General features: G+C 71.6%; 14 protein-coding genes. 8 read left to right on the plus strand and 6 right to left on the minus strand.

Going from position 1 to position 17,626, the window contains the following annotated elements:
- Positions 1-438: a GNAT family N-acetyltransferase gene (locus BLV02_RS14000; RefSeq protein ID WP_069113389.1), complete on the plus strand. Its 438-nt coding sequence runs from the start codon at positions 1-3 to the stop codon at positions 436-438.
- A gap of 1 nt (position 439) precedes the next feature.
- Here BLV02_RS14000 and BLV02_RS14005 read toward each other — a convergent pair whose 3' ends face one another.
- Positions 440-1,279, minus strand: coding sequence for a PAC2 family protein (locus BLV02_RS14005; protein WP_069113388.1), 840 nt, complete (start codon positions 1,277-1,279; stop codon positions 440-442).
- 168 nt (positions 1,280-1,447) lie between these two features.
- Here BLV02_RS14005 and metH point away from each other — a divergent pair, with 168 nt between their 5' ends.
- Entirely contained in the window at positions 1,448-4,924 is a 3,477-nt protein-coding gene (metH, locus tag BLV02_RS14010) for a methionine synthase (RefSeq protein WP_069113387.1), read from the plus strand.
- 172 nt (positions 4,925-5,096) lie between these two features.
- Here the strand turns inward: metH and BLV02_RS14015 are convergent, their stop codons facing one another.
- Positions 5,097-5,405 (minus strand): hypothetical protein, encoded by a 309-nt coding sequence (locus BLV02_RS14015; protein ID WP_069113386.1) that lies wholly within the window; start codon positions 5,403-5,405, stop codon positions 5,097-5,099.
- 129 nt (positions 5,406-5,534) lie between these two features.
- On the opposite strand from BLV02_RS14015, the gene BLV02_RS14020 reads away from it, so the two are divergent.
- From BLV02_RS14020 to BLV02_RS14045, 6 genes are all read left to right on the plus strand, one after another.
- Entirely contained in the window at positions 5,535-6,212 is a 678-nt protein-coding gene (locus BLV02_RS14020; protein WP_216094409.1) for an HAD family hydrolase, read from the plus strand.
- A 169-nt stretch (positions 6,213-6,381) separates the two neighbouring features.
- Positions 6,382-8,043, plus strand: a complete 1,662-nt coding sequence (locus BLV02_RS14025; RefSeq protein ID WP_069113384.1) for an ABC transporter substrate-binding protein — start codon at positions 6,382-6,384, stop codon at positions 8,041-8,043.
- Between the two features lie 4 nt (positions 8,044-8,047).
- Positions 8,048-9,052, plus strand: coding sequence for an ABC transporter permease (locus BLV02_RS14030; RefSeq protein ID WP_069113383.1), 1,005 nt, complete (start codon positions 8,048-8,050; stop codon positions 9,050-9,052).
- Between the two features lie 4 nt (positions 9,053-9,056).
- Positions 9,057-9,971 carry an ABC transporter permease gene (locus BLV02_RS14035; protein WP_069113382.1) on the plus strand — a complete coding sequence of 305 codons (915 nt, stop codon included), beginning with the start codon at positions 9,057-9,059 and terminating at the stop codon, positions 9,969-9,971.
- Positions 9,968-10,972 (plus strand): ABC transporter ATP-binding protein, encoded by a 1,005-nt coding sequence (locus BLV02_RS14040; RefSeq protein ID WP_245737728.1) that lies wholly within the window; start codon positions 9,968-9,970, stop codon positions 10,970-10,972. Before BLV02_RS14035 ends, BLV02_RS14040 begins: the two co-directional genes overlap by 4 nt.
- On the plus strand, positions 10,969-12,036 hold the full coding sequence (locus BLV02_RS14045) for an ABC transporter ATP-binding protein (RefSeq protein ID WP_069113381.1): 1,068 nt from the start codon (positions 10,969-10,971) through the stop codon (positions 12,034-12,036). Before BLV02_RS14040 ends, BLV02_RS14045 begins: the two co-directional genes overlap by 4 nt.
- 119 nt (positions 12,037-12,155) lie before the next feature.
- Here the strand turns inward: BLV02_RS14045 and BLV02_RS14050 are convergent, their stop codons facing one another.
- The 4 genes from BLV02_RS14050 to BLV02_RS14065 form a co-directional block, all read right to left on the minus strand.
- Positions 12,156-14,711 (minus strand): ABC transporter permease, encoded by a 2,556-nt coding sequence (locus tag BLV02_RS14050; protein WP_069113380.1) that lies wholly within the window; start codon positions 14,709-14,711, stop codon positions 12,156-12,158.
- Positions 14,708-15,469: an ABC transporter ATP-binding protein gene (locus tag BLV02_RS14055; protein WP_069113379.1), complete on the minus strand. Its 762-nt coding sequence runs from the start codon at positions 15,467-15,469 to the stop codon at positions 14,708-14,710. The genes BLV02_RS14050 and BLV02_RS14055 overlap by 4 nt, the downstream gene beginning before the upstream one ends.
- Before the next feature lie 173 nt (positions 15,470-15,642).
- Complete coding sequence (locus BLV02_RS14060; RefSeq protein ID WP_069113378.1) at positions 15,643-16,323, minus strand: response regulator; 681 nt, start codon at positions 16,321-16,323, stop codon at positions 15,643-15,645.
- A complete protein-coding gene (locus tag BLV02_RS14065) occupies positions 16,320-17,552 on the minus strand; it encodes a sensor histidine kinase (protein ID WP_069113377.1) in 1,233 nt (410 codons plus the stop codon). Before BLV02_RS14065 ends, BLV02_RS14060 begins: the two co-directional genes overlap by 4 nt.
- Positions 17,553-17,626 lie beyond the last annotated feature (74 nt).

Genomic DNA, 17,626 nt, shown 5'->3' on the forward strand with positions numbered 1-17,626 from the left:
GTGCTGATCCGCCCCGCTCGCGGCGCCGACGCGGCGGCCGTCGCCGAACTGCTGGACCAGCTCGGCTACCCGCAGGACGGCACCGCGGCGACGGCCGGCCGGCTGCGGTCGTGGTCGCGCGACCCGTCCAGCGCCGCCTACGTGGCCGACGACGGCGGCGAGGTGCTGGGCGTCGTCGCGGTGCACGTCTGCCCGTTCTTCGAGCGCGAGGGCACGTGGGCCCGCATCACCGCGCTCGTCGTGGCCGGCCACGCCCGCGGCCGCGGCGTGGGCGCGCGGCTGGTGGCCGAGGCGGAGTCGTTCGCCGCGGACCACGGCTGCGCCCGCATGGAGGTCACCAGCTCGGACCGCCGCACCGAGGCGCACGCGTTCTACCGCGGCCGCGGCTACGCCGACCAGGCCGGCGCGTCGTCGCGGTTCCTGCGCGACCTGCCGTAGCTCAGCTGTCGCGGCGGCGGAGGTAGCGCTCGAACTCGCGGGCGATGTGCTCGCCGGACGCCTCGGGGAGGTCGACGGTGTCGCGGGCCTCTTCCAGCCGGCGGACGTACTCGGCGACGTCGGAGTCTTCCTCGGCCAGCTCGTCGACGCCGTGCTGCCAGGCCTCGGCCTGCTCGGCGAGGTCGCCCATGGGGACGGGCAGGCCGAGGAGGTCCTCGACCCGCTGCAGCAGCACCATGGTGGCCTTCGGGCACGGCGACTGGGCCACGTAGTGGGGGACCGCCGCCCACAGCGACACGGCGTCGAGCCCGGCCCGGGCAGCGGCGTCCTGGAACACGCCGACGATGCCCGTGGGGCCCTCGTAGCGGGACTGCTCGAGCCCGAGCGACTCGGCCTGGTCGGAGTCGGTGGCCGAGACGGTGACGGGCACCGGCCGGGTGTGCGGGACGTCGGCCAGCAGCGCGCCGAGCGTGACGACCTGCTCGCAGCCGAGGTCGGTGGCGACGGACAGCAGCTCGGCGCAGAACGCCCGCCACCGCATGTTCGGCTCGATGCCGCGCAGCAGCACGATGTCGCGGCCGTGCTCCTCGATGCTCACCACCGACAGCCGGGTGGTGGGCCACTCGATGCTGCGCTTGCCGTCGTCGTCGACGCTGACCAGCGGGCGGTTCACCTGGAAGTCGTAGTACTCGTCGGGGTCGAGCGACGCCACGGCGCCGGCGTTCCAGACCTGCTCGAGGTGCTCGATCCCGGCGGTCGCGGCCTCTCCGGCGTCGTTCCACCCCTCGAATGCGGCGATCAGGACAGGATTGCGCAGCTGCCGCGCTCCGTCGTTCTCCATCGCGCTCGTCTCCCTGCCTGGAAGGGTCACAACCCCGTCGTCCTTCCGACCAACACTACGGCTCCCGGACGGGAAAGGCGCGCGGAGCCTCGTCCCAGAATCAGAGACGAATCGTCCGCATGCCGGACGATTCCTTGTGAGCAGGTCGGACGGCTCTAGTCTGGCGGGATGCGGGGGAGTCTGAGGGAAGCTCTGTCCCGGCGCGTCGTGGTGGCCGACGGCGCCATGGGGACCATGTTGCAGGCGGCCGACCTGACGCTCGACGATTTCGAGGGCCACGAGGGCTGCAACGAGATCCTCAACGTCACGCGGCCCGACGTCGTCCGCGGCGTCCACGACGCCTACTTCGCCGTCGGCGTCGACGCGGTCGAGACGAACACGTTCGGCGCCAACTGGGCGAACCTGGGGGAGTACGGGATCTCCGGGCGTATCCACGAGCTGGCCGAGGCCGGCGCCCGGCTGGCCCGCGAGGTCGCCGACGACTGGTCGACGCCCGACCGGCCGCGCTGGGTGCTCGGCAGCGTCGGCCCGGGCACCAAGCTGCCGTCGCTCGGCCACGTCGACTTCGCCACGCTCCGCGACGCCTACCGCACACAGGTCGAGGGCATGTTGGCCGGCGGTGTCGACGCGGTACTGGTCGAGACCGCGCAGGACCTGCTGCAGGCGAAGGCCGCGATCATCGGCGCCCGCCGGGCCATGACGGCGGCCGGCGCCGAGCACGTCGCGTTGATGGTCAACGTCACCGTCGAGACCACCGGCACCATGCTGCTGGGCTCGGAGATCGGGGCCGCCCTGACGGCGCTCGCCCCGCTCGGCGTCGACCACATCGGCCTCAACTGCGCCACCGGCCCGGCCGAGATGAGCGAGCACCTGCGCCACCTCGCCCGCTACGCGCACACGGGCCTGGCCTGCATGCCCAACGCCGGCCTGCCGGAGCTGACGGCGAACGGCGCGCACTATCCGCTGACGCCGCAGCAGCTGGCCGACGCGCACGACCTGTTCACCGCCGAGTACGGCCTCGCGCTGGTCGGCGGCTGTTGCGGCACGACGCCCGAGCACCTGCGCCAGGTGGTCGAGCGGGTGGGCGGCCGCGAGCTCACCCCGCGCACGCCCAGCGACGAGCCCGGCGCCGCGAGCCTCTACCAGCACGTCCCGTTCCGCCAGGACACCTCCTACCTCGCCATCGGCGAGCGCACCAACGCCAACGGCTCCAAGGCGTTCCGCGAGGCGATGCTGGCGGGCCGCCTGGACGACTGCGTCGAGATCGCCCGCGCGCAGACCCGCGACGGCTCGCACCTGCTGGACCTCTGCGTCGACTACGTGGGCCGCGACGGCGCCGGCGACATGCGCCAGCTGGCCGCCCGGCTGGCCACCGCGAGCACGCTGCCGCTGGTGCTCGACTCCACCGAGCCGGCCGTCATCGAGGCCGGCCTCGAGTGCCTGGGCGGGCGCAGCGTCGTCAACTCGGTCAACTACGAGGACGGCGACGGCCCCACGTCGCGCATCCGCAAGCTGATGCCGATCGTCCAGGAGCACGGCGCCGCCGTCGTCGCGCTGACCATCGACGAGGAGGGCCAGGCCCGGACGGCCGAGTGGAAGGTCCGCGTGGCCGAGCGGCTGATCGAGCAGCTCACCGGCGAGTGGGGCATGCGCGTCGAGGACATCGTCGTCGACACCCTGACCTTCCCGATCGCCACCGGCCAGGAGGAGACCCGCCGCGACGGCGTCGAGACCATCGAGGCGATCCGCGAGCTGAAGCGGCGCTACCCGGCGGTGCAGACCACGCTCGGCGTCTCGAACGTCTCGTTCGGGCTCAACCCGGCCGCGCGCGCCGTGCTGAACTCCGTCTTCCTCGCCGAGTGCGTCAGCGCCGGCCTCGACTCCGCCATCGTCCACTCCGCCCGCATCCTGCCGGTGTCGCGCATCCCGGAGGAGCAGTACCAGGTCGCGCTCGACCTCGTGTACGACCGCCGCACGCCGGAGTACGACCCGCTGCCCCGCTACCTGGAGCTGTTCGAGGGCGTCACGTCGACGACGGAGGACCGCGCGGCCGCGCTGGCCGGGCTGCCGCTGTTCGAGCGGCTGGAGCGCCGCATCGTCGACGGCGAGCGCAAAGGCCTGGAAGACGACCTCGACGAAGCCCTCGAGCAGAAGCCGGCGCTCGACATCGTCAACGAGACGCTGCTCAGCGGCATGCGCACCGTCGGCGAGCTGTTCGGCAGCGGCCAGATGCAGTTGCCGTTCGTGCTGCAGAGCGCCGAGGTCATGAAGGCCGCCGTGGCGCACCTCGAGCCGCACATGGAGCGGGTCGAGGGCGAGAGCGGCACCAAGGGCACCATCGTGCTGGCGACGGTGAAGGGTGACGTCCACGACATCGGCAAGAACCTCGTCGACATCATCCTGTCGAACAACGGCTACTCGGTCGTGAACCTCGGCATCAAGCAGCCGATCAACGCGATCCTCGACGCCGCCGAGGAGCACGACGCCGACGTCATCGGCATGTCCGGGCTGCTGGTGAAGAGCACGGTCGTGATGAAGGAGAACCTCGAGGAGATCAACCAGCGCGGGCTGTCGGCGCGCTGGCCGGTCATCCTCGGCGGCGCGGCGCTGACCCGGGCCTTCGTCGAGGACGACCTCGCCGAGCTGTACGCGGGGGAGGTCCGCTACGCCCGCGACGCGTTCGAGGGACTGCGGCTGATGGACGCGGTCGCCAGCGTGCGCACCGACCCCGGCAAGCAGTTGGCCGACGTGCTGCCCGCGCTGCGCAAGCGCCGGGTCGCCCGCACCACCGTCGTGCGCGACGATGACGACGGCGACGACGTCCGCTCCGACGTCGCCACCGACAACGCCGTGCCGGCGCCGCCGTTCTGGGGCACCCGGGTGGTGCGCGGCCTGCACCTCGCCGACTACGCCGCCTACCTGGACGAGCGGGCCACGTTCATGGGCCAGTGGGGGCTCAAGGGCGCCCGCGGCGGCGCCTCGTACGAGGAGCTGGTCGAGACCGAGGGCCGGCCGCGGCTGCGCATGTGGCTGGACCGCCTGCACACCGAGAGCATCCTGGAGGCGGCCGTCGTCTACGGCTACTTCCCGGCCGTCTCCGAGGGCCGCGACCTCGTCGTCCTCGACCCCGAGGACCACCGCAAGGAGCTGGAGCGGTTCTCGTTCCCGCGCCAGCGCCGCGACCGCCGCCTGTGCCTGGCCGACTTCTTCCGGCCGCGCGAGTCCGGCGACGTCGACGTCGTCGCGTTCCAGCTGGTGACCATGGGCTCAGGCGTGGCCGAGGCGACGGCGAAACTGTTCGCCGGCAACTCCTACCGCGACTACCTCGAACTGCACGGGCTGTCGGTGCAGCTCACCGAGGGACTGGCGGAGTACTGGCACGCGCGGGTCCGCGGCGAGCTGGGCTTCGGCGCCGAGGACGACGCCGACCTGGGCGGCATCCTCAAGCAGGAGTACCGCGGCTCGCGCTACTCCTTCGGCTACCCGGCCTGCCCCGACCTCGGCGACCGCGTGAAGCTGGTCCGGCTGCTGCGGCCCGAGCGGATCGGAGTGAACCTCTCCGAGGAACTGCAGCTGCATCCCGAGCAGTCGACCGACGCGCTGGTCGTGCATCACCCCGAGGCGAAGTACTTCAACGCGACCTAGGGTGTGTCTCCCGGGTCCATGGCCTACCGAGCGACGCCCAGGCGGCGCCTCGCTGCGTTCTCGTCAGTCGCCATAGAACCCCGCTATGGCTCCTTCCTCGGCCTTGCGAGGCATCCACCTGGACGCCGCTCGCCACGGCCGAGACCCGGGAGACACACCCTGGCCGGCGCCGTCAGTGCGGCATGCCGTTGTCCTCGGGCCGGCCGGTCTGCTCGGTGACGGCGAACCGCACCGAGCCCTCGGGGTCGACCGAGGCGTCGAGCGCCTTGTCGTCGAGCATGGCGGCCGCGCCCTCGTCGAGGAACAGCAGCGCGCCGGCGTCGTCGAGGATCTGGTCGCCGAGCTCCGGCGAGGGCCGCAGCTCGAGGTCGAGCCCGCCGTCGGGATTGCTGGCGATGCGCATGCCGGTCCCGGCGGGCATGTCGTCGCGGGCCTCGATGTTGCGGATGACCGCGGCGGCGTTCTGGGTGAGTGTGAGCATGACGATGGACCTCCGTTGGGGCGATTGTCGGCGCCCGGTCTTCGGTGCTTCGTGCCCCGCCCACGTTTCCTGCCCTGCCGCCGTCAGTCAAGCGAAGCGCGCGGATCGGGGCATGGGACCATGGAGTACGTGACTTCGCCTCTGCCTGCCGCCGTCCTGTGGGACATGGACGGCACCATCGTCGACACCGAACCGCTGTGGATGGGCGCCGAGGAGGCCCTGGTACGCCGCCACGGCGGCACCTGGACCCACGCCGACAGCCTGGCCCTGGTCGGCAGCGACCTGCTGGAAGCGGCCGCCTACATCCGCGACGCCGGCACCATCCCGATGACGCCGGAGCAGATCGTCGAGCACATGCTCGGCGAGGTGCTGACCGGCGTCCGCCAGGGCGTCACCTGGCAGCCGGGGGTGTACGAGCTGCTCACCGAGCTGCGGACGCTCGGCGTGCCGCAGGCGCTGGTGACCATGTCGTACCGGAGCCTGACCGAGGCCGTCGTCTCCCAGCTGCCCGGCGGGCTGTTCGGCTCGGTCGTCACCGGCGACGAGGTCACCAACGGCAAGCCGCACCCCGAGCCGTACCTGACGGCGGCGCGCGAGCTCGGCGTCGACCCGGCCGGGTGCGTCGTGGTCGAGGACTCGCCGCGTGGCGCGGCCGCCGGGCTGGCGGCCGGGGCTCTGGTGCTGTCGGTGCCGAACGCCGTCGCGGCGGTGCCCGAGCCGGGCCTCGTCGTCATCGACTCCCTCGACGGCGTGCGGGCCGCTGACCTGCTCGCCTTGTTCGAGGAATCGAGGCTTGATCCGGTGTAATGTCACACTGTCATTTCGCATGGTTTATTTCGAAGGAATGTTGCGAAATCGCGATGTCTTCCTGACAACTCGGTGACTGTCCATCACACCCACACGAAGTACTGTCACAGGCCAACCGGTCGGGAACACCGCCCGGCAGTCGAGCTGTGTGAGGTGTGACATGCGTGGCATGAGCCTGAACCGCAGGCTGGCCGCGGGAGCCGTGGCCGGTACCCTGGCCCTTGGACTCACGGCCTGTGGCGGAGACGACGACGAAGGCTCCGCTGAGGGCGGTGGCGACGGCGGCACGCTCGTGTTCGCCGGCTCGGCCGATCCCGTCATCATGGACGGCGCGCTGGTCAGCGACGGCGAGTCGACTCGGGTGATCAACCAGGTGTTCGAGGGCCTGGTCCGCAGCGAGGAGGGCGGCACCGAGATCGAGCCGGCCCTGGCCGAGTCGTGGGAAGCCAGCGAAGACGGTCTGACCTGGACCTTCACGTTGCGTGAGGGCGTGACGTTCCACGACGGCGAGGCGCTGGACGCCGAGGCCGTCTGCTTCAACTTCGAGCGCTGGTACAACTTCACCGGCGTCCTGCAGAGCCCCGCGGTCTCCTACTACTGGGGCACCGTGATGGGCGGCTTCGCCGCCAACGAGGACCCCGCCATGGGGGAGAGCCTCTACACCGGCTGCGAGGCCAGCGACGAGCGCACCGCGGTCATCACGCTGTCGCGTCCGTCGTCGGCGTTCCTGTCCGCCCTGGCCATGCCCGCGTTCACCATCGCCAGCCCGGCCGCGCTGCAGGAGTTCGAGGCCGACGCCGTCAGCGGCACCGGCGAGGCGCCGTCCTTCGACGGCACGTTCGGCTACGAGCACCCGATCGGCACCGGCCCGTTCCAGTTCGAGTCGTGGGAGCGCGGCTCCGAGGTGCGGCTGACCAAGTACGACGACTACTGGGAGGAGCCGGCGCAGGTCGACGAGCTGATCTTCACCGTCATCCCCGACGGCCCGGCCCGCCGGCAGGCGCTGGAGAACGGCGAGATCGACGGCTACGACCTGGTCGACCCGGCCGATGTCGACCTGCTCGAGTCCGGCGGCTTCCAGATCCTGCGCCGCCCGGCGTTCAACGTCGCCTACCTCGGCTTCCAGCAGAACGTCCCGCCGTTCGACAACCTGCAGATCCGGCAGGCCATCGCGCACGCGATCGACTTCGACAACATCATCCGGACCAACTACCCCGAGGGTGCGGTCCGGGCCACGCAGTTCATGCCGCCGGAGCTGTTCGGCTGGGCCGACGACGTCACGACCTACGACTACGACCCGGACAAGGCGCGCGACCTGATCGCGCAGTCCGGCGTCACGAACCTCACGCTGCCGTTCTGGTACCCGACCGACGTCACCCGCCCGTACATGCCGAACGCCCAGGCCAACTGGGAGCTGATGGCGGCGGACCTGGAGGCGGTCGGCTTCACCATCGAGCCGCACACCGCGCCGTGGAACCCGGACTACCTGGACGCCACCCAGACCGGCGGCACGCCGATGTTCCTGCTCGGCTGGAACGGCGACTTCGGCGACCCGGACAACTTCATCGGCACGTTCTTCCAGGACGTCAACCCGCAGTTCGGCAGCTTCGACAACCCGGAGATCTTCGCGAAGCTCGACGAGGCCGAGCAGGAGACCGACCAGGACGCGCGCGCCGCGCTGTACCAGGAGGCCAACCGGATGATCATGGACTTCGTGCCTGGCATCCCCTACGTCCACAGTGAGCCGGCCATCGCCTTCCGTGAGGGCGTCGACGGCTTCGTGCCCGACCCGTTGTCGAACGAGAGCTTCGCGACGGTCACGGTCGACTGACCAGATGCTCAAGTTCGTCGTCCGGCGGCTCCTGCTGCTCGTCCCGATCCTGCTCGGGCTGTCGTTGCTGCTGTTCGTGTGGTTGCGCGCGCTCCCGGGAGGGCCGGCCCAGGCCCTCCTGGGGGAGCGCGCGACCGCCGACTCCGTCGCCCGCATCGAGGAGCTCTACGGGCTCAACGAGCCCTGGTACGTCCAGTACTGGAAGTTCGTCTCCGCCGCGGTGCGGCTCGACTTCGGCAACAGCGCCAACACCAACCGGCCGGTGACCGAGGAGATGATGCGGACCTTCCCGGCCACCTTCGAACTGGCGACGGCCGCGCTGATCTTCGCTGTCGGCGTCGGCGTTCCGCTGGGCTACTTCGCGGCGAAGAAGTACGGCAGCTGGCTGGACAACCTGTCGGTGTCGGGCTCGCTGCTGGGTGTCGCGGTGCCGGTGTTCTTCCTGGCCTACATCCTCAAGTACGTGTTCAGCGTCAAGCTGGGCTGGTTCCCGACCCAGGGCCGGGACGATCCGCGCATCGACGCGGACCATCCCACCGGCTTGTACGTGCTCGACGGCATTCTCACAGGAAATCTCGAGGCCAGCTGGGACGCGATCATGCACCTGGTGCTGCCGGCCATCGCGCTGGGCGCCATCCCGCTGGCCATCATCGTCCGCATCACCCGGGCCAGCGTGCTCGACGTCGTGCACGAGGACTACGTGCGCACGGCCGAGGCGAAGGGCCTGTACGAGCGGACGATCACCCGCCGGCACGTGCTGCGCAACGCGCTGCTGCCGGTGGTCACCGTCATCGGGCTGTCGGCCGGGCTGCTGTTCTCCGGTGCGATTCTCACCGAGACGGTGTTCGCCTTCGACGGCGTCGGCCGATTCATCTACGAGGCGATCACCGTGCGCGACTACGCCGTCCTGCAGGGGTTCATCCTGGTGATCGCGGCGATGTACGTCGTCGTGAACCTGCTCGTCGACGTCTCGTACGGGCTGATCGACCCACGAGTGCGGGTGAGGTGAGCGCATGAGCCTGTCCGAGATCGAAGCGACCGCCGAGTCCGAGCAGGTCGAGCAGGCCGGCGGCAACCTCCGGAAGGAGGCGTGGAAGCGGCTGCGCCGCGACCCCGTCGCCCTGGTCGGGTTCGGCCTGATCGGGTTCTTCATCCTGGTCGCGATCCTGGCGCCGCTGATCGCGCCGTACGCGCCGGACGCCCAGCCGGGCCGCGGCATGATCACGCCGACGAACATCCCCGGCCCGTCCGCCGACCACTGGTTCGGACTGGACGCGTCCGGCCGCGACGAGTTCAGCCGCGTCGTCTACGGGGCCCGGCAGTCGCTGCTGGTCGGCGTCGTGGCGACGCTGTTCGGCATGCTCGGCGGCCTGATCCTGGGCACGCTCGCGGGCGCGTTCGGCGGCAAGGTGGACGCCGTCATCATGCGGATCGTCGACATCATGCTGTCCATCCCCGGCCTGTTGATGGCCATCGCCATCGCCGCGCTGCTGGGTGCCAGCTTCTGGTCGGTGATGATCGCCATCGCCATCATCAACGTGCCGGTGTTCGCCCGGCTGCTGCGCGGGCAGATGCTGGCCCAGCGCGGCTCCGACTACGTGCTGGCCGCGGTGTCGATCGGGGTGCGGCGGCGGCCGATCGTGTTCGGGCACATCCTGCCGAACTCGATCTCGCCGGTCATCGTCCAGGCGACGCTGACGCTGGCGACGGCGATCATCGAGGCCGCCGGGCTGTCGTTCCTGGGCCTGGGCAGCGCCGACCCGCGCGTCCCTGAGTGGGGCCGCATGCTCGCCGACACCCAGCGCTACCTGGCCTCCGCGCCGCACCTGGCGTTCTTCCCCGGCATCGCGATCGTCATCGCCGCACTGGGCTTCACCATGCTCGGCGAACGGCTGCGCGAGGCCATCGACCCGAAGTACCGGCGGTGAGTGTGACCAGTTCCGAACCCCTGCTCGACGTCCGCGACCTGTCGGTCACCTTCACCCGCAAGGGCGGGCCGACGGTCCGTGCCGTCGACGGCGTCTCGTTCACCGTCCGGCCGGGCGAGACCGTCAGCCTGGTGGGCGAGTCGGGCAGCGGCAAGTCGGTGACGTCGCTGGCGGTCATGGGGCTGCTGCCGCGCCGCGGCGTGCGCGTCGGCGGCCAGGTGCTGTTCGACGGCGACGACCTGCTGACGTTGCCGCGCGACCGCATGCGCGACATCCGCGGCCGCGACGTCGCCATGGTGTTCCAGGACCCGATGTCGTCGCTCAACCCGGTGGTGCCGATCGGCGTGCAGGTCACCGAGGTGCTGGAACGGCACCAGGACCTGCGCGGCGAGAAGGCGCGCGCGGCGGCCGCGGATCTGCTGGCCCGCGTCGGCATCCCGGACCCGGACCGCCGGCTGAAGGAGTACCCGCACCAGCTCTCCGGCGGCATGCGCCAGCGCGCGCTGATCGCGATGGCGCTGGCCTGCCAGCCGCGGCTGCTGATCGCCGACGAGCCGACGACGGCGCTCGACGTCACCATCCAGGCGCAGATCATCGAGCTGCTCAAGGAGCTGGTGCAGGACACCGGCGCCGCGCTGGTGATGATCACGCACGACCTCGGCATCGTCGCCGGGCTGTGCGACACCGTCCACGTCATGTACTCCGGCCGGGTGGTCGAGTCGGCGGGACGGCGCGAGCTGTTCGCGCGGCCGCGGCACCCCTACACCGGCGGGCTGCTCGGGTCGGTGCCCCGGCTCGACGCGCCCCGCGGCTCCCCGCTGCACCCGATCCCGGGCTCGCCGACGGACGTGCTGCGCTGGGACCGCGGCTGCGCGTTCGCGCCGCGCTGCCAGAACCGCGTCGACGCCTGTACCGACGGCCCGCCGCCGTTGGAGGCGTACGCCGGCCGGTCGCTGCGCTGCCTGAACCCGCTCACCGAGTCCGAGGAGGTGTCCGCATGAGCGACGACTCCCTGCTCTCCATCCGGGGGCTCGAGGTCCACTTCCCGATCAGGTCCGGCATCATCGTCGAGCGGCAGATCGGCTCGGTCAAGGCCGTCGACGGCGTCGACCTCGACATCCCGCGGGGCGCGACCGTCGGCCTGGTGGGGGAGTCCGGCTGCGGCAAGTCCACGCTCGGCCGGGCCATCCTGCGGCTGGTCGAGCCGACCGCCGGCACCGTCACGTTCGACGGCACCGACCTGCGGACGCTGGCCGGCGAGGAGCTGCGCCGCATGCGCCGTCAGCTGCAGATGGTCTTCCAGGACCCGATGGCCAGCCTCGACCCGCGGCAGAACGTCCAGTCGGTGTTGACCGAGCCGCTGCGGGCCCACGGCATCGGCGGCGACCACACGGCCCGGGTGCGCGAGCTGCTCGACGTCGTCGGGCTGCCCGCGTCGGCGGCGAACCGGTACCCGCACGAGTTCTCCGGCGGCCAGCGCCAGCGCATCGGCATCGCCCGGGCCATCGCGCTGGAGCCGCAGCTCATCGTCGCCGACGAGCCGGTGTCCGCGTTGGACGTGTCGATCCAGGCGCAGGTGGTGAACCTGCTGGAGGAGCTGCAGGACCGCCTCGGCCTCACCTACCTCGTCATCGCGCACGACCTCGCCGTCGTCCGGCACATCGCCGACGTCGTCGCCGTCATGTATCTGGGCGGGCTGGTCGAGCAGGCGCCGTCGGACGACCTGTACGCGACGCCGCTGCACCCGTACACGAAGGCGCTGATGTCGGCGGTGCCGATCCCGGACCCCGAGGTCGAGGACACCCGGCAGCGCATCCTGCTCCAGGGCGACCTGCCCTCGCCAGCCCACCCGCCGGCCGGCTGCCGGTTCCACACCCGCTGCCCGTTCCGCCAGCCCACCCGCTGCGCCGACGAGCGGCCGGTGCTGCGGACGGTCACCGGGCACCCGGAGGCGCACACGGTGGCCTGCCACTGGGCCGAGGACATCGCGGCGGGCCGCATCCGCCCCGACGCCGCCGCCGTCGTCGAGCCCGACCCGGAGCACGCGCCGGACCCCGCGGCCTGAGGTCCGTTCCCCCTTTGCAATGAGCACCTTGACGCACCACCGCGCGGTGGTGCGTCAAGGTGCTCATTGCAAAGGCGGCGGGGCTGCCGGTGTACCCGGGCAACCCCGCCGCCCGCGTCCTACTCCGTCGTGATGGCGCGCAGCACGTCGAGCTTGGCGGCGCGGCGGGCCGGCCAGACGGCGGCCAGGACGCCGACGATCGCGGCGAGCACGACGAACACGATGAGCTGACCGCCCGGGATGGAGAGCACCTCGAGCCCGTCGTCGGCGATGGCGCGTTGCAGCGACACCCCGAACAGCAGGCCGAGCGCGACACCGAGGACGGCGCCGAGAACGGCGATGGCGATGGACTCGAGCCGGATGGTGCGCCGCAACTGGCGCCGGCTCAGGCCGACCGCCCGCAGCAGCCCCACCTCGCGGGTGCGCTCCATGACCGACAGCGCCAGCGTGTTGACGATGCCGAGGACGGCGATCAGCACCGCCAGCCCGAGCAGCGCGTACACCAGGAACAGCAGCTGGTTGACCTGGTCGCGGGACTGCTGCTTGTACTCCTCCTGGTCCTGGACGGTGACCGTCGGGACGTCAGCGGTGGCCGCCTCGAGGCTCTCGTGGACGGTGCCGAGGTCGGCGCCGTCGTCGGCGATGACGTACAGCAGGGAGTCGAGCGACGGCACCGCGCCGTCGGCCAGCGTCTGCTGGCTGACCACCACGCCGCCGGCCAGCAGCGGCGACTGCGCGTAGATGCCGGCCAGCTCGATCTCCCCGTCGGAGCCGGGCAGCTGCAGCCGGACGGTGTCGCCGACGGACAGCCCCTTCGACTCGGCCTGGTCCTCGCCGATGAGGAACTGGCCGGGACCGAGCTCGTCGGTGCCCGCGACCATCTCGAGGTCGGCCGCCCGGCTGTACGCGACCGGGTCGAACGACTGCAGGAACGTCTGGTCGCCGTCGACGAGGCCGCCGGACATCCGCAGCGACACCACCTCGTCGACGCCGTCGACCTGGGCCACCTCCTCGGCGATGCCGGGCGAGAACGGCTGCCCGACCGCGTTGGAGACGACGAACTGGGCGCGGACGCCGTCGTCGAGGGCCTTGTCGACCGTCGCGTTGGCCGACGCGCCGACGATGGAGATGGCCGTGACCAGCGCCATGCCGATCATCAGCGCCGACGCCGTGGCCGCCGTGCGGCGCGGGTTGCGCAGCGCGTTCTCGCGGGCCAGCCGGCCGACGGTGCCGAACGCCTTTGGGTACCAGCCGGCCACGACCCGCAACACCGGCGTGGCCAGCACCGGCGCCAGCAGCGCCACGCCGATGAACACCGCGAAGATGCCGGCGCCCACCATGAGCGCCGCGTCGTTCACGTCGGCGAACAGGCCGGTGGCCATGGCCGCCGCGCCGAGCAGCGTCAGCGCGCCGCCGACCCACAGGTGCACCTTGCGGCCGGACTCGGTAGTGGCGACGTCGTCGCGCATGGCCGCGATGGGCGGGACCTTCGACGCCCGCCGCGCCGGGACGTACGCGGCCACCATGGTGACCACGATGCCGACGACGTAGGAGATGACGACGGTGCGCGGCTGCAGCACCAGGCCGCCGGCCAGCTCCAGCCCGAACGCCCCGAACACCGTCTTGAGCAGCTGCGCGACACCGAGGCCGAGCAGCAGCCCGAGGGTCGAGCCGACGACGCCGACGACGAACGCCTCGAGCAGCACCGACCGCGTGACCTGGCGCCGGCCGGCGCCGAGCGCGCGGTACAGCGCCATCTCCTGGGAGCGCTGCGCCACCAGGATGGAGAACGTGTTGAGGATGAGGAACACGCCGACGAACAGCGCGATGGCGGCGAACACCAGCAGGAAGGTGTTGAAGAAGCCGAGCCCCTCCTCGATGGCCGACGCGGTCTCCTCGTCGACGTCGGCGCCGGTGAGGGCCTCGAAGTCGCCCGGCAGGATGGCGCTGATCTCGTCGCGGACCTCCTCGGCGCTGGTGCCGTCGGCGGCCGTCACCGAGATGCGGCTGAAGGCGTCGTCGCCGTCGAGGAACAGCTGCTGGGCGTAGCCGGTCTCGAACACCGACAGGCTGGCGCCGGCCAGGCTGCCGGACTCGCCGAACCGGACGACGCCGACCAGTTCGGCCGTGACCCGCGGGTCGTCGCCGGTGCCGACGAACTGGACGTCGTCGCCGATCTGGTAGCCGGAGTCGTCGAACGTGCGGTCGTCGAGCGCGACCTCGCCCGGGCCGGACGGCAGCTCGCCGTCGACCAGCTCGAGCACCGGAGCGCCGTCGGCCGTGGGGCCGTCGTGCCAGTTGACGGCGATGCCGGGGGCGCCCTGCGTGGTCATGAGGTCGCCGTCGGAGTCGAGGACGAAGAAGCTCTGGTTCTCGACCTCGCCGTCGGCCCGCTCGACGCCGGGGAGGTCGGCCACCTCGTCGACCAGGCCGGCCGGGATGGTCGTGGTGGTGCCGGTGGCGAAGCCGGTGAACAGGTCGGCCTCGCCCGGGAGGTCGGGCCGCACGACGACGTCGGAGGACAGGCCGCCGAAGATGTCGTCGAAGGTGCGGTCGATGGTGTCGGTGAACACGTACGACCCGGCCACGAACGCCACGCCCAGCACGATGGCGAACGCGCTCATGGCCAGCCGCAGCTTGCGCGCGGCCAGGCTCTTGAGGGTCGCGCGGATCATGCCTGCTGTCCCACGGCGTCGAAGCCCTTCATGCGCTCGAGCACCTTCTCGGCCGTCGGGTCGGCCATCTCGTCGACGATCTGGCCGTCGGCGAGGAACAGGACGCGGTCGGAGTAGGCGGCGGCGTTGGGGTCGTGGGTGACCATGACGATGGTCTGGCCGAACTCGCGGACCGAGCGGCGCAGGAACGACAGCACCTCGGTGCCGGACCGGGAGTCGAGGTTGCCGGTGGGCTCGTCGGCGAAGATGATCTCGGGCTTGCTGACCAGCGCCCGCGCGCAGGCCACGCGCTGCTGCTGCCCGCCGGAGAGCTGGTTCGGCTTGTGCCCGAGCCGGTCGGCCAGGCCGACCGTCGCGATGACGTTGTCGAACCACTCCTTGTCGATGGAGCTGCCGGCGATGTCGAGCGGCAGTGTGATGTTCTCCTTGGCCGTCAGCGTCGGGATCAGGTTGAAGGCCTGGAACACGAAGCCGATCTTGTCGCGGCGGAGCTTGGTCAGCTCCTTGTCGTTCAGTCCGCTCAGCTCGGTGTCGCCGATGTACACCTGGCCCGACGTCGACGAGTCCAGCGCGGCCATGCAGTGCATGAGCGTGGACTTGCCGGAGCCGGACGGGCCCATGATGGCGGTGAACCGGCCGGCGGTGAACTCCACCGTCACACCGCCCAGCGCCACCACGCGGGTGTCGTCCTTGCCATAGATCTTCGTCAGGTCAACGGCGCGGGCCGCCGTGCGCGGCGAGCTGGGTTCCGTCGTCACCGGTACGCTCCTCGTCAGCTGGATCGTGGATCGTGTTCCACGCTAGAGGCCCGGACGGCCACGATGATCGGCGAACGGCACGGTCTGCGGGCTCCGCCGTGAGGAGTAGGACGGCCCGCCGGGCCGTCCTGCGGGCGTACGACCGGTCTCCGGGGCGCCGCGCTGGCGTCGGGCTACAGGGCGCCGGGCTGGACGAGGCCGCTCTCGTAGGCGTAGACGGCGGCCTGGACGCGGTCGCGCAGGCTCAGCTTGGTCAGCACGTTGCCGACGTGGGTCTTCACCGTGGTCTCGGACACCACCAGCTCGGCGGCGATCTCGGCGTTGGAGTAGCCGCGCGCCACCAGCGTGAGCACCTCGCGCTCGCGGTCGGTGAGGTGCTGCAGGTTCGCCGGCGTAGGGGAGTCGGTGGCCGGGAAGCGGCTGGCGAACATGTCGAGCAGCCGCCGCGTGATGCTCGGCGCCACGACGGCGTCGCCGCGCGACACCGTGCGGATGGCCGTCACGAGATCCTCGGCCGGCACGTCCTTGAGCAGGAAGCCGCTGGCCCCGGCCCGCAGCGCCTCGACGACGTACTCGTCGAGGTCGAAGGTGGTGAGCACCAGGACGCGCGGCGTGGTCTCGCGGGCGGCGCCGGTGATCTGGCGGGTCGCCTGCACGCCGTCGACGCGCGGCATGCGGATGTCCATCAGCACGACGTCGGGCTGCAGCGCCCGCGCGTCGGCCACCGCCTGCTCGCCGTCGCCCGACTCGCCGACCACGGCGATGTCGGACTCGGCCTCGAGGATCATGCGGAAACCGGTGCGCAGCAGCGGCTGGTCGTCCACCAGCAGCACCCGGATGGGCTGGGCCGTCATCGTGACATCGCTCCGTTACTGTCGTACGGGATCTTCGCCCGCACCTCGTAGCCGCCGCCGCGGCGTGGGCCGGCCGCGAGGGTTCCACCATAGAGGGCCACCCGTTCGCGCATGCCCAGCAGGCCGTGCCCGGGCCGGCGCCCGTCCAGCGACGCCGCCACGCCGCGGCCGTCGTCGCTGATCTCCACGTGCACCTCGGCCGGCAGATAGCGCACGAGGACCGCCGCGGTGGACGGGCCGGCGTGCTTGATGGTGTTCGTCAACGCCTCCTGGATGACGCGGAACGCGGCGAGGTCGACGCCCACCGGCACGGCCCGCGGCTCGCCGTCGACCGTCACGTCGACCGGCAGCCCGGCGTCGCGCACCTGCTCGACCAGCAGGTCGAGGTCGCCGAGGCCCGGCTGCGGCGCCAGCGTGGCCGGCCGGGCGCCGCGGTCGTCGCCGTCGGGGGTGCGCAGGACGCCGACGACGCGGCGCATCTCGGCCAGCGCGGACCGGCCGATCTCCTCGATGGCCTCCAGCGCGACCGCCGTGCGGTCGACGTCGCGGTGCAGGGCGCGGCGGGCGCCGGCCGCCTGCACCGTCATGACAGACACGTGGTGCGCGACGACGTCGTGCAGCTCGCGGGCGATGCGCGAGCGCTCTTCGGTGATGGCGGCCCGCACCTCGACGTCGTTGGCCCGTTCGAGGCGGCGGGCGCGGTCTTCCAGCTCGGCGGTGTAGAGGCGGCGGTTGCGCATGCCCCGGCCGAGGCCCCAGACGCCGAGGATGACCAGTGCGCTGATGGTCAGGCCCGCCCCGGTGTCCATGGTCTGCTGGTCGGCGTGGCGGTCGGCGCTGACCAGCGTGTAGCCGACGGAGACCGCGCTCTGCACGACGAGGACCAGCACCGACGCGCCCAGCCCGGCGTAGTTGGCGGCGCTGTAGACGGCGATCAGCAGCACGAGCGCCGCCGTCGGCATGGCGTAGTCGACGGCGAGGAACGGCAGCGTCGCGACGGCCGTGCCCAGCCCGACGATGACCGGGTGCTGTCGCCGGACGATCAGCGGCACCGTGATGACCAGCACCAACGCGACCCCCAGCGCGTCGGCCTCGGCGTACTCGATGCCGTTGGGATCGGTGTACACGAACAGCGCGACCACGCCCGTGACGGCCAGGACGAACGTGATGGACGCGTCCAGCAGCCACGGCTCGATGCGGGGGAAGAACTTGGCGCGCGCCGTCGTCACACGATCAACGGTAGGCCGCCCGCCCCCGTCCCCGGCTCGTCCTCGACGGCGAGCTCTGGCCTCCACCGGCAGGA

Source organism: Jiangella alba (genome assembly GCF_900106035.1).
Taxonomy (GTDB): Bacteria; Actinomycetota; Actinomycetes; order Jiangellales; family Jiangellaceae; genus Jiangella; species Jiangella alba.

Bases quoted from the DNA above. Each gene is read 5' to 3' on its own strand.
- BLV02_RS14005 (WP_069113388.1), bottom strand. From the start codon at position 1,279: ATGGAGAACGACGGAGCGCGGCAGCTGCGCAATCCTGTCCTGATCGCC.
- metH (WP_069113387.1), top strand. From the start codon at position 1,448: ATGCGGGGGAGTCTGAGGGAAGCTCTGTCCCGGCGCGTCGTGGTGGCC.
- BLV02_RS14015 (WP_069113386.1), bottom strand. From the start codon at position 5,405: ATGCTCACACTCACCCAGAACGCCGCCGCGGTCATCCGCAACATCGAG.
- BLV02_RS14025 (WP_069113384.1), top strand. From the start codon at position 6,382: ATGAGCCTGAACCGCAGGCTGGCCGCGGGAGCCGTGGCCGGTACCCTG.
- BLV02_RS14030 (WP_069113383.1), top strand. From the start codon at position 8,048: ATGCTCAAGTTCGTCGTCCGGCGGCTCCTGCTGCTCGTCCCGATCCTG.
- BLV02_RS14035 (WP_069113382.1), top strand. From the start codon at position 9,057: ATGAGCCTGTCCGAGATCGAAGCGACCGCCGAGTCCGAGCAGGTCGAG.
- BLV02_RS14045 (WP_069113381.1), top strand. From the start codon at position 10,969: ATGAGCGACGACTCCCTGCTCTCCATCCGGGGGCTCGAGGTCCACTTC.
- BLV02_RS14050 (WP_069113380.1), bottom strand. From the start codon at position 14,711: ATGATCCGCGCGACCCTCAAGAGCCTGGCCGCGCGCAAGCTGCGGCTG.
- BLV02_RS14060 (WP_069113378.1), bottom strand. From the start codon at position 16,323: ATGACGGCCCAGCCCATCCGGGTGCTGCTGGTGGACGACCAGCCGCTG.